The organism is Halocatena salina (assembly GCF_023115355.1).
Lineage (GTDB): Archaea > Halobacteriota > Halobacteria > Halobacteriales > Haloarculaceae > Halocatena > Halocatena salina.
The window spans coordinates 69,739-82,312 of record NZ_CP096022.1; the positions used below are offsets into that span (position 1 = coordinate 69,739).

The following is a 12,574-nucleotide window of genomic DNA, read 5'->3' on the forward strand; positions in this document are numbered from 1 at the left end:
GACATGTTCCGATCAACTCGTCGGCCGCGTGGACTCGCCATCCTAGTTGGCGTGGGACTGCTCGCTCTCGCTGGCGTTGGCGTTCTCGTGGGTGTTCAGATGATCGGGGCACTCCTCACTAGTAGCAGTCTCCCGTCTGTACTCCTCTTTGCGGCCGGGATATCACTGATCGTCGGCTACTTGAGTTATCGGATGAGTTCTACACGGCTCCTGTCCCATCTCCATGCAACGCCACTTTCCGATGCCAGTGCTCCGGGGATCCACGCGAGCCTCGATCGGTTGACTCACAAGATGCACATCGATTGGCCGGATGTCTACGTCGCTCATCTCGATCAGCCCACCGCGTTCGCGCTCGGGAGCGGGACGCTCGTAATCGACCGTTCGCTCACTCGCTTGCTGACACCCGCGGAACTGGAGGGGGTTCTCGCTCACGAACTCGCGCATCTCGAAGGCTACGACAGTCTGTTGCGAACACTGGCTGCGAGTCTCCTCCGGATGATCGCTACCCTTGTGCTCATGGTGGTACTTCCGGCTGTCGCCGTCGTCTGCCTGAGCTGCTGGGGACTTTCGTTGATTCTCGGTCGGCCGGTGCGAGGTCCTCACAGTGTCGGGAGTGGCCTGCGAGGCGCACTCCTGAGAATCGTGATGGGAGTGGTTCTCGCCCCGACGCTAGCGCTGCAAGCCTACTCTCGCCGTCGCGAATACGCTGCTGACAAGCGAGCCGTAGCGGTTCTCGATGAGCCACTGGCGCTCGCTCGTGCGCTCGAAACGATCCAGCGTGCGAACAAGCCGTTGGAAGCGTTTTCGTGGCTTTTCCCCTCCCGTGAACAGAAGGTGGAACGAACCCCACTCGAACGAGCACTCGCAAGCCATCCACCGACTGATGAGCGTATCAGCCGCGTTCGGGAGGCTGCACGTATCGGTAAGCGGAACGACGATGCCGAACAGTGGCGACGTATCGAGATCAACTGATCCATTTTGGCAAATAGCTGTGTCAAAACAAACGTTACTGAACTCAATCCGGTATTGATTTACCACGGACGATATCACACGCGATATTCGCCGTCGGATTCGATCTCTCGCCGACCTCATCGAGAAACGCGGTCGTCAGCGGATTCTCGGTGTCGGCTGTACCAAAGAGCGCGGTAATCCACCGCGCTACAGTCGGCAAGTCGATCGAAATAGTAGGCTTGAGTACTGTTTCGGTTCGCGTTTCATCGGTGAGCTTGATGAGCGCGAGTCGAGCTATCATCCCTTCCTTGCGGTTGGGATACTCGGTTGCCATCGTCTGGAGTTCATCCCGGACCGGTGGCGTATCGAACTGGATCAGTGCAACCGATCGCTTGACCTCGTCGGTGTTGATCGCAGCTATCTCACGGAGTTCGTCCGTTGGTGCTTCGGTGACTTGTAACCGGACTGAGGAACTGGTAACCGCCTCCTGACCGACGCTGGGTGTGTACTCGACTTCGAGCCGGTACACACCCGTCGTTTGAAATGGATCGCCTATCGACGTATAGGAGAGGAAAAGACCGGATTCGAGACGATGTCCCGGGGTAACTCGACCTGTCGGAGAAGGCTGTCTACGAGAAAAACACCACGTAGAGGCGTCCGCTTGCCGTCCGGACTGGTTCGCCAAACGGTGAGGTCGCCCTCAAAGAGGTTGAGCCGAGAGCTGACTGTCATCGGGTTCGAGCCGGTGTTGTGGACTCGCACGGTTGGGACGACGAATTCGCCTCGTGTAACCGACGATGGCACGTCAGCGAGTTCGACGCTACAGTCAAACATCCGATCGTCTAACGTTCGAAACCCACTGAAATACGTCTTTTGTCGGATTCTCACTCATACTCTGATCCGACGACCGCTCCACTCTCTCGCTGGTAGTCAGCGATGATGGCTTTCGCGTGTTCGACGCCGTCCTCGTCGTCCGCCTCGTCACGGACCCGTTCGATCCGTCGATCGAACACCGGGCTTTCCGCTTCTCCTACTGGAACGACCGCAGTCGAAATTCTGACACGTCCGTCGCGTCGTATCCTTCGAGCGCTCTGTCCAGATACGCCGTTGTCATATCGTCGTCAGCTTCCCGAAGGACATCGTCGGTTCGGTAATCGACCGTCTCTTGCTGCCGGTCGTTCGCGATGACGACGGCAGCGGCCGTACCGAGATCCGTCTCCGGATAGTCTTCGGCCAGCGTGGTGAGTTTTTCTTCCGCCGGTGTATCGATCGGAGGGACGCCAAGCGCGATACTTCGGCCGACATCGGTGTCGAGTCCTTTCGTGCTTACCTCGAGTTTGTCTTCGGAAAGCGGTGAGCGAACCAGCATGTCTACCGGGTCGCTTTTGACGATCCGGTCGCCGAGATCGAGTTCGGCCTGAATGGTGTATCGGCCCGTCTGGGCGAACGTGTACTCCCGATTCGTGTACATGAGCTGAATGTATCCCGAACGATACTCGCCCGGTTCGAGTTCGGCCATCTGTCGATCGCTGCAAAGAAGTATGACGCTGCGAACGTCAACGGGCGATCCCTCTGGAGGGGTGAGGGATACGGTTAGGTAATCCTCTTCGAGGTTGAGAGCCGTCGATACGAGGCGTGTTTCATCGCCAGTGTTGTGGATTCGAACGGCTGCAAGGACGAATTCGCCGAGATACATTTCCTCCGGCACATCGAGTTCAAGTTTGATATGGTGCGCACGTGGAACGTCGCGGTCGAAGATGAGATCGTGGGGCTCACTAGGCGTATTTCCAATGCATCCGTGACCGTATCCAAAACGCGTCCAACCAGGTCTGATCTGTGGATCCGGTGAATGGATGAGGGATGTGGTATTGTGATCGTGGAACGCAAATGTGGCATTGCCGGGATACGGAGTTGCCGCACTCGCAAACCCCATTATGTCTCCCGTTTGGTTCATGATCGTCGTTCCTGTCGGAACTGAGTGGCAATCATGCTTTGGATGATAGAGATTGAGCGCATGGCCAATCTCGTGCAGCGCGGTCCGAAGGATTGCAAGCGGAACCTCACCGATTTTCTTGCCTTGTGCAGTCGATTCGATGAGCTCTGAGTTGGAGAGACGGGGATCGTAGAACGCGGAAGCGCCTTCTCGGAACGGTGATGCGTCGTCGAACATAATACCTAACGTTCCTGACGTGCCGTACTGTGAGCCGATCAGCAACCAGAGCTGCCATGGCCGAGAATCGGACTGCGTTCGGTGTGTCGCAAGTAGTTGATTGAGCTCGGTTGTCGAGAGGCTAGCGTCTTCTGGGATGTCGATCCCGTCGAGAGTCATACGGAATTCCACGCCAGCGTCGCGATACACGCCGCTGAACGTGATGTTCCTCCCCCTAAACTGGGCGTCTCCCGACCACTGGCGGTGTGTCATGACATCGGCTTTGACGTGGCAGCCTTGATAGTACGGTGCAGTCTTCGTCGCGGTAACTGAAAAGCTTCGTCCGCCAAACGTCGCTTCTCCCGTCATCTGAACGGTTGGAACCGAGAGTTTGGGCTCGGTGATTTGATTTCGTCGACAACTAAGAGACATCGTCCCGACATCCATCTGTGTGAAATCATCGCTGCGTGGATCCCAAATGTGGCGGTCGAGATCGAACATTAATTGTCCCCTTGAATACTGGGCGCCTTGACTCCTGAAATACCAGCTGTATTTTGTTGGTGGAAATTGGGGATACCAATGCTGTCGAATCGAGAGTCGACTGTCTGGGAAGCGGCTTTCTACTGTTCCCTGCTCGTCTGTGTTCGACGACTCAATATAGATATCCCCTGAGATCCGCATCTTGTCGGCAGTAGTGGCTTCGATCCGCATTGCTCCGTGAATCTGATTCGTTGGCGTTCCGGGTTCTACGCGCGGAGTGAGGGGAGATACCAGCTTCCGTCTAGGGTCGCATGGCTACAGGGGGGATGGATCGGAGCACGGCTAGTTGATTCACGTACGCCGGACGGTGATACTTCGTCGTCTGCTCCGACTGATCTAGTTTCCGCAAACGTCCCATCTGTGTTGTATATATACTTCCTCTCGGGATCGATGAGTTCATCGTCAGGGATAAGTGGCTGTCCTTGAGTCTTATCCTGATACAGTTCGACACTTAACTCGTCTCTAGTCACGTCGTTGATCATGCAGCGTGGTTCTGTTACCCAACCAGTATAGTTAAGCGGTTATTTCCCTACTCTGGGCCGAACAAATCTACCGTCGCCAACTGACGTTCAATTGACTGTATTCAGTAGATTAAAGAAGGAGGATATGAATATATGGCGTGTGCCGTTGCCAGGAGGGGTGATGTGGTCGTTCCAGACGAGTCGCTCCGTCCGTAGTAACGCTCCATCACTGCCGTGCAACGACCTAAGCGAGGCCCAGCAATGACCCCATCAACACCCACCAACGTTGCGATCGCCTGTCAAGGTGGCGGAAGTCACACGGCGTTTACAGCCGGAGTACTGAAACACGTACTCCGAGAACAGGGCTCCGACTACCGAATTTCGGCATTGAGCGGAACTTCTGGAGGGGCACTCTGTGCGTTTGTGGCGTGGTATGGTCTCCGAACCGGCACGCACGAAAAGGCGATTTCATCGCTTGATGCTCTCTGGGATGCTGTTGCAGCGAACACTCCCCCCGAACGGCTTGCGAACACCGGTCTCGTCTGGAGTTCTCGACTGCTCGAAATGGGCTTTCCGATAGTACAACTTCCTCCATCGCGCAACATCTTTTCTGCAATCGGCCAAACCGTGCTTCGGGAGACGATCGAATCGTTCGTTGATGCCGAACCACTTGACGAACTCGTTTTCGAGCACCAACCGGCGGACTCCACTCACCCACTACCTCCCAAGATCCTCGTGAGTGCGGTTGATGTGAACGATGGAAGCTTCAGTGTTTTCACCGATCGATTGGAACCTGAATCCCCAGCAAGTGATCACCCTGTCGACTCGTGTGTGATTCGTCCTGATTATCTAACAGAGCGTCCACGACCACTTACCATCGATGCAGTCGTTGCCTCCACGGCGGTTCCAACCCTGTTCGAAGGAGTAACGATGACGGAATCGGATGGATCTACGCACTCCTACTGGGACGGATTGTTCTCACAGAATCCACCTCTGCGGAATCTCCTGTCTGGCCCTGAGTCAAAAGCCCAGAAACCCGATGAGATCTGGCTCGTGCGCATCAATCCCACCCATCGCGAGGGCGACTTCAGAACACTCGAAGCGATTGCTGACCGTCGGAACGAACTTGCTGGAAACCTTTCGTTACATCAAGAGCTATTCTTTATCGATCGGGTGAATCAATGGCTTGAAGCAGGAGCCTTCACTGATGATTTCGGTGAGCAGTACAAATCAGTGACTGTACGCCAGATCGAACTGACTGATGAGAGCCTTTCTCCACCTCGACGATTAACACCATCAACGAAACTGGACCGAGATCCAACATTACTAACGGAACTCATGCATGCCGGTGAGGAGCACGCACGCGACTTTCTCGGTCGCATATATGAGTGTTGAACGAGTTGAGGTGGTCTTACGCACGCAATTAATCGATATAACTGATCAGCGAGTGCGCCGATGAACGGTGATCCGATTCCGATGAGAAGTCCATGCATGGTGAGTACGAGACCGACGAGGACTGACGCGTTTAGCATCTCCGAAAACGTCCGTTCAATAGCGGGGGAGTGCTGGGGAAATGGTCGCCCCTGCCGTGACCATGAGCATGCTGGCAGGTAACAATGCTCTTTGAGCGAGCGGCTAGGAAAGTGTCGTCTCACCGCTCATACAGCGATCATCTCCGTAACGATGTTTTGGTGTACGCGGTGTCTCTCGCCGGGTTCGTGTGACCGTCTCGTTCGATGGTAGATTGATGGCCCATGAGCGACAGAAAGAGCCACCGCTCTGGTGACGTCCGGATGAATATGTTCACCTCCGACGTTCATGCTGTATCGATGATTCGATATCGCTCTGCCCCACCGAACGTGTAAGAGGACAACTGTGACCAGCTTCACAATTTTTGGCCTAGCCATAGTATTATCATACACAATGCCTCGAATACAACTCACGTTCGACGCTGCAGCTCGCGCCGATCCGTTGGCCGCGATATCGACAGAGTTGCCCGATGAGGAATTTCGAATACTATCAAGTCATCCTACGGATGCGGGAATACTCGGGCTTGTAGAACTTGAAACAGCCGATCCTGACACCGTTCTCCAACAGTTCAACGAAACACCAGAGATATCGTATGATGTGTTACACGGCAGTGAACAGACGGTCGTGATCCAGTACACGATTCCGAAAACGGAATCGAATCGAGCCCTTCGCGCGTCTGGCATTCTACCGAGATTTCCTGCCCACTTGCAGGATGGATGGTTGACGGCCGAACACACTGCTTCCCACGGGCGTATCTCACAGTTCACAGAAGAAATGGATGCTGCTGACATTCCGTATCAAATCCAGTCGATAACACAATCGTACGATCCGAGCGAATTGCTTACTGATCGACAACAGGAGCTCATCACTAAAGCAGTTGAGAAAGGATACTACGATACTCCACGCGACTGTACGCTCACAGAACTGGCCGAGGAATTCGACGTGAATCCGTCAGCTGCGAGCGGCGTACTCCATCGTGCTGAGGAAACCATCATCAAAGAGTTCATCGAGAAATCTTCACTACGGACCGAAAGCAGCAAATCGCCGAAGTAGATGCGAACCGTCGTTTCGTTGGTCTTTCGGCGATCACAGCACCTATTTGTTGGACGTCCCTGTTTGTACAGTACACGATGAATGTTGCAGTTATCGGCGCGAACGGTGGAATCGGCCGAGAGTTAGTTCCCCGACTCACGAATGCTGGACACGACCCGATCGGGATAGTACGAGATGAATCACAGTTTGACGCTGTCCGCGAACGCGGTGGGGAACCACGTTTGGGCGATCTCGAAGGGGAGTTCACACCGGCACTCGAAGGGGTTGACGCCGTCGTTTTCACGGCTGGCTCCGGTGGAGACTCCGGTTGGGACAAGACGTTGCTGGTCGACCTGTGGGGGGCGCGACGAGCTATCAAGGCGTCTGTCGAACGCGGAATCGATCGGTTCGTTATGATAAGTGCGTACACGGCAAGCGATCCGCTGGCCGAACCGGAAGCTCTCCGTCCGTATCGGGTGGCCAAGCGGTGTGCTGACGACTACCTCGAACGGTCTCCGCTCGATGCGACAGTTCTTCGGCCGACGTCGCTCACCGATGAGGAAGGAACTGGACACGTTTCTGCAGCTTTCGAATACCGCGACGAAAACGGGGATGAGATTCCACGCGCCGACGTCGCCCAGACGGTTGTCGCCTGCCTTGCAAACGACGAAACGATCGGCGAGACAGTCCGGCTTTTCGGCGGCGATACCCCGATCGAGAACGCGATCAGCCACGGCTGACCCAATAGGTTGGCCTACGATCCCGAATCCCTACTATCTTCTTTTTTACGCCTCAAGTACGATGTGTTTGTATGGTTCAACTAGCCGTAATCGAACCGCTGTCCGAACACGCATTGCTCATCCTGTTTGTTCAGCTGTTCTTACTTCTATTGACCGCCCGTGGTCTCGGGGAGATAGCGCAACGAGTAGACCTTCCCGCCGTCGTTGGTGAACTACTCGCCGGAATCGTACTTGGGCCTTCTTTCTTTGGCGTGCTGGCCCCTGACCTCTTTATAACGATCTTTCCGCAACTCGCTGGACCGTATCACTTGATCGAAGTCGTCTCCTGGTTCGGTCTACTCATGTTGTTGATAGTCACTGGCTTCGAGACTGATCTCGAACTCATCGCCAGTCGAGCGCGACCGGCAGCACTCGTTTCAGCCGCCGGAATCGTGGTCCCGTTTATCACGGGCTTTGGCTTGGGATACGCGCTGCCGACGGCGTTCCTCGCGGCTGAAGACCAACGGTTCGTGTTCAGTCTCTTTGTCGCCGTCGCAATGAGTATCTCCGCGATTCCGGTGATTGCGAAAGTGTTGCTCGATATTGACGCGATTCACCGCGACATAGGACAAATAACCATCGCAGCGGGCATGATCGACGATACCATCGGATGGATCCTCTTATCGATCGTCGCTGCGCTCGCCAAGGCAGGGACTGCCGGGAATGCGGTTGCGGCGCTGGGTGCTGCCGGTGAAACGATTTTCTGGTTAATCGTGTTTTTACTCTTGGCGTTCACGGTTGGGCGTCGGCTGGCCGAGTCCATCATCCGTTGGGTGGATTCAGTCATTGGCGGGCAAGCGGGGAAGATCACGACACTGATGGTACTCGCACTCGGCGTTGGGTCAGTCACACAGTACATCGGCGTGGAAGCAGTGTTGGGTGCGTTCGTCGTCGGATTGCTCATCGGTCAGGTGAACCGCTTCGATCAGTCGACACGGCATACGTTCGAGACGATGACGCTCAGTGTATTCGCGCCGATCTTCTTTGCGATGGCCGGCCTTCGCGTCGACCTTACCACGTTAGCCGACCCAGCACTTTTTGCGGCTGGAATCGTCGTTCTTGGGGTTGCGACGTTTGGGAAGTTCAGCGGAGCGTTTATCGGCGCGAGGGCTGCTGGCCTTTCGCGGTGGGAAGGCATTGCGATGGGAGCTGGGATGAACGCCCGAGGAGCGATCGAGATCATCGTCGCAACCATTGGACTGAGTATCGGTGTACTCTCCATCCAGATGTACTCGATCATCGTCATGGTTGCTCTCGTCACCTCGCTGACTGCGCCGCCGTTGCTTCGCAAGACACTCGCTAAAACTGAACTTTCCGATGCGGAGATCGAGCGACTCGAACGTCGGACGTCCGAGCAACGGAGCTTTCTCGGTGCTATCGACCGAGTGTTGTTGCCGACACGGTGTGGAGTGAGTTCGCTGATCGCTGCCCAACTCCTCGGGCACGTTGTTCGGAGGCGAGATATCGACGTAACGTGTATGTACGTGGATCGGAGTCGAGCGGTAGACGCCGACGGAGATGGAACGCTCCGACAGCGAGTGACGAACGTTCTTTCCACGGTCAAGCGTAGCCTCCTTCGTTTGGAACGTAGAGGCGACAGCAACCACCATGAGCCACAGAGCGGTGATTCTGCGTCCCACTGCTTGGAAAAAATCGAAGATCAGCTCGCGCTCTCCGATGGCCCGGCCCGAACGATGACCCGTACCGTCACAACGAGCGTGAGCGACCTTGTACTCTCAGAAGCGGAGGATCACTATGACCTGCTGGTCATCGGAATGAACGACTCTCCACAAGCAGCCGATCGATCGCTGTTGGGCGCGGAACTCGACCGCATCCTTCGGGTGACACCGTGTCCGATACTGGCTGTCAGCTCGAACGCCGCGTCGAGCGATCGATCCCCAGAGGAACTGTCGGTCAGTCGGATCTTGCTTCCAACCATTGGAACCCAATACAGCCGACACGCCGCGGAGGTGGCGTTTGCCATCGGGGCGGATCAGAATGCCATCGTGGAGATTATGCACGTAGTCACGCCTCCACAGCCGGAGGAAACCTTGATCGAGCCAAAGCTCTCCGAAGCGGTCGATATCGGTGAGGCGATCGTCGACCGAGAAGCCGAACTCGGACGGCAGATGGGAGTCGAAGTGTTGACGCACGTCTCGGTCGGAAACCGGCCAGAGAGTGGGATTCTCACCCGTGCAACTGAAACGGATGCCGACGTGATCGTCATGGGAAGTGAAATTCGACCGACATCCCGTCGGGCATTTCTCGGGCATCGAGTGGAACACGTCATCGAGAACGCGTCGTGTCCCGTCGCAGTGGTGAGTTCGGTGTAATGTGTAACGGCTCGGTAGGTGCTCGAAGCGACATCCACTCTTACCCTCTTTTTCTCTCAAAACGTTTCAATAATATATTATATTAGCCATCGTACTAGCGATTATTTTATTTGATTGTAGAGAGATCGATTCTAGTATGGCCGTTCTGCCAGCGGTGTTGTTCCTAGGTGGAGTGGCGCTCCTCATTTACAGCGTCGAAGAACTGATCAAAAACATCACGAAGACGGCGATTCTTAGCGGTGTTTCTGCGTTTCTTCTCGCAGTGTTTTTTACTGGGATGGATTTCGAAAACTGGGCGTTTGGCGTTGCGGCGATCGTTGGGGACCTTCCGGGCGTAGCGATCGGTTCGGCGTTCGGGTCCGCGCTCTTTTTGGTCGGCATCTCGGTTGCCCTTGCGGGAGTACTCGTCCCGTTCGAACCGCATCTACCCACGGATTATCTCCTCTTGCTGACAGTGTCTCCGCTGCTCGCGTTGCCGTTTCTCCTCGATGGACGGCTGTCACGGGTCGATGGTGTTTTTCTCCTCGCGATCTTCGTAGCCATCCTCGCCTATCTCTACTGGCAGGAACGTCGCGGTCGGGAGACGTTTCGAGATGAGGAGACCCAAGAAGCACGAGCAGCACTTGAGGCAGACGAACACGGATCTTGGTACTATCTCGGGTTCGTCATCTTGTTCACGTTCGGGATGGTTATCGGCTCGGAACTGGCCGTCTACGGCGCACGCGGGATCCTTGCAAACGTCGGACTGAACGGTACGATCTTCGGAATGACCGTTGCGGGTCTCGTGATGTCGCTCGAAGAGATCCTCCTCGTCGTTGAGCCGATCCGTAGCGGTCGTTCGAGCATCGCTGTTGGCAACATCGTCGGCAGTTTGATCTTCTTCACCACTGGCAATATCGGTTTGCTCGCCGTCGTTCGACCGTTCTCGTTGGCGCAGTCGGTTCTCGTGTTTTACTGGCCGGCCGTGTTCGTGATCACGCTGTTGATGGCTGTGGTGCTCTATCGCGGACGGATCAAACGGATAGAGGGCGTTCTGTTTGGCGTTTTGTACATTGCCTACTGGGTGATCAGTTACGCCTACCTTCCCAGCTCACCGCTTCCACAGTAGTGATACGGCTGTATCTCCCCTCTCGGGCTCGCGTAAACCGATCCCTCGCTTGGCACACATCGCCGATATTCTTTCGTCTGCCAGACATTTCATGTCTAAGACAATAGACTGTTTGATTTCAACGATATCGGACACAGAAACGTGATGTACGAATAATCGTCAATCGGTAACGATATTCGCGACACATTTATCCTTAGTGAACCTTAATACATAGATGAATTCGTTGTAGTCATTCCGGTCGCTGGAGTGAATATACGATTGATATGTACTGTAAAAACATATGTCTGGGAAGAACGTATCGGGTCATCGCTAAACAAACACTATCGCCGCAGGGCCGACTGATGCTCCCTCAAAACATCACGACGGTGATTGCTAGAACATGACCGGGATGTTCCTAAAACAGGTTGCAAAAGAGGGACCGACATCGGTCTCGGAGTTCTTTGAGCGGTTTGGACTGGCGTTCGTAATGGTCGCCAGCTACATCGGTTCGGGAACGGTGTTCATCATGAGCACAGCCGGCGTCCAGTTCGGCTACGCGCTCATCTGGCTCGTTGGACTCGCGGTCCTACTCGGTATCATGGCTCAGGATATGAGCGCCCGAGTCGGTATTTTCGGCGATTCGCTGGGACAGTTCACTCGTCGGAAATTCGGAAAAAGCGGTGCGACAGGGCTGCTCGGGTTCATCTCGATCGGTTGTCTTCTGTGGGGATTGGAACTGACTGCCGCTGTCGGCCTCGGTACGCAGATCTTACTCGAAAGCGTTTTCGGTGTATCCATAAATTGGATGGTGATTGCCGCGGGGACTGCAGTCCTCGCTGCCGGGATCGGCGTGTTACACTACCAAATCATCGAATATCTGATGACAGCGATGATGGTACTCCTGTTCGCTGGCTTCGGTATCGTAGCGGTCGTCAGCGATCCCGATCCGATCGCGGTCGCTGCCGGCACACTGCCCAATTCGGACATTCTTTCCCCTAACGGATTGACGTTGGCGGCAGCCATTCTTGGAACGACGGCGCTGTGGCCGAACTTCTTTCTTGAATCGCTGTTCGTTGAGGAGAAAGGCTGGCAGGATACCTCGGATCTCTTCGATATGCGCTTGGATCTCGTGATGGGGTACGCTCTCGGAGGTCTTGCTTCGGTCGCCATTCTGATCGCAACTGCCACGGTTCTCCGTCCAACGGGCGTTACCGAGTTGAGCTCGTTTATCACACCCGGCAGAGCACTGACTGACGTGCTCGGCACGTGGGCGATGTTGTTGTTCCTCGGTGGGACGTTGGTCGCAGCGTTCAACAGCATCATTCCCATCCTCTGGTGCCCAGCCTACATCCTTCAGGAAGCCCGGGGCAAACGGATTCGATCGTCCGATCCCCAGGAGGCCCGACGGTCGTTCCGTATTCTGTTCGTTGGGATATGCCTGCTCAGCGGTCTTTCCCCGCTGGTTCACATCGTAGGTGGGTTGAGCGTGTTGGACATGATCGTCCTGTTCCCAGCCTGGAACGGCGTATTCGGACTACCGATTTCCGCCGTACTTCTCTTTTGGGCCGTCAACGACAGCGAAACGATGGGGGATCACCAGAACGATCGGTGGATCAACGTGGCCAACGTCACACTGGTTGTACTCGCGATCGTACTCGCGGTTTCCTCCACTCAGGACGTCATTGGTGCCATCTTGGGTGGTGGTTTGTAGC

General features: G+C 55.3%; 11 protein-coding genes. 7 read left to right on the forward strand and 4 right to left on the reverse strand.

Annotated elements, in window-relative coordinates:
- The first annotated feature begins 3 nt into the window (after positions 1 to 3).
- A complete protein-coding gene (locus MW046_RS17425; RefSeq protein WP_247995793.1) occupies positions 4 to 972 on the forward strand; it encodes a M48 family metalloprotease in 969 nt (322 codons plus the stop codon).
- A gap of 43 nt (positions 973 to 1,015) precedes the next feature.
- Here MW046_RS17425 and MW046_RS17430 read toward each other — a convergent pair whose 3' ends face one another.
- Genes MW046_RS17430 through MW046_RS17440 form a run of 4 tightly spaced genes read right to left on the reverse strand, consistent with a single transcriptional unit; the run spans position 1,016 to position 3,601 of the window.
- On the reverse strand, positions 1,016 to 1,480 hold the full coding sequence (locus MW046_RS17430) for a hypothetical protein (protein ID WP_247995794.1): 465 nt from the start codon (positions 1,478 to 1,480) through the stop codon (positions 1,016 to 1,018).
- Between the two features lie 23 nt (positions 1,481 to 1,503).
- A complete protein-coding gene (locus tag MW046_RS17435) occupies positions 1,504 to 1,785 on the reverse strand; it encodes a hypothetical protein (RefSeq protein WP_247995795.1) in 282 nt (93 codons plus the stop codon).
- Positions 1,786 to 1,835: 50 nt separating this feature from the next.
- A complete protein-coding gene (locus MW046_RS19515; RefSeq protein ID WP_282190255.1) occupies positions 1,836 to 1,964 on the reverse strand; it encodes a hypothetical protein in 129 nt (42 codons plus the stop codon).
- 17 nt (positions 1,965 to 1,981) lie between these two features.
- Entirely contained in the window at positions 1,982 to 3,601 is a 1,620-nt protein-coding gene (locus tag MW046_RS17440; RefSeq protein WP_247995796.1) for a hypothetical protein, read from the reverse strand.
- Between the two features lie 761 nt (positions 3,602 to 4,362).
- Here MW046_RS17440 and MW046_RS17445 point away from each other — a divergent pair.
- The 6 genes from MW046_RS17445 (at position 4,363) to MW046_RS17470 (ending at position 12,573) form a co-directional block, all read left to right on the forward strand.
- Positions 4,363 to 5,496: a patatin-like phospholipase family protein gene (locus MW046_RS17445; protein ID WP_247995797.1), complete on the forward strand. Its 1,134-nt coding sequence runs from the start codon at positions 4,363 to 4,365 to the stop codon at positions 5,494 to 5,496.
- 528 nt (positions 5,497 to 6,024) lie between these two features.
- Positions 6,025 to 6,684 carry a helix-turn-helix domain-containing protein gene (locus MW046_RS17450; RefSeq protein ID WP_247995798.1) on the forward strand — a complete coding sequence of 220 codons (660 nt, stop codon included), beginning with the start codon at positions 6,025 to 6,027 and terminating at the stop codon, positions 6,682 to 6,684.
- A 77-nt stretch (positions 6,685 to 6,761) separates the two neighbouring features.
- Positions 6,762 to 7,403: an SDR family oxidoreductase gene (locus tag MW046_RS17455; protein WP_247995799.1), complete on the forward strand. Its 642-nt coding sequence runs from the start codon at positions 6,762 to 6,764 to the stop codon at positions 7,401 to 7,403.
- A 71-nt stretch (positions 7,404 to 7,474) separates the two neighbouring features.
- A complete protein-coding gene (locus tag MW046_RS17460) occupies positions 7,475 to 9,775 on the forward strand; it encodes a cation:proton antiporter domain-containing protein (RefSeq protein ID WP_247995800.1) in 2,301 nt (766 codons plus the stop codon).
- Positions 9,776 to 9,911: 136 nt separating this feature from the next.
- The gene (locus tag MW046_RS17465) at positions 9,912 to 10,883 is read left to right on the forward strand and encodes a sodium:calcium antiporter (RefSeq protein WP_247995801.1); all 972 of its coding nucleotides are present in this window, start codon (positions 9,912 to 9,914) and stop codon (positions 10,881 to 10,883) included.
- A 379-nt stretch (positions 10,884 to 11,262) separates the two neighbouring features.
- Entirely contained in the window at positions 11,263 to 12,573 is a 1,311-nt protein-coding gene (locus MW046_RS17470) for an NRAMP family divalent metal transporter (protein ID WP_247995802.1), read from the forward strand.
- The last annotated feature ends 1 nt before the right edge of the window (position 12,574 follow it).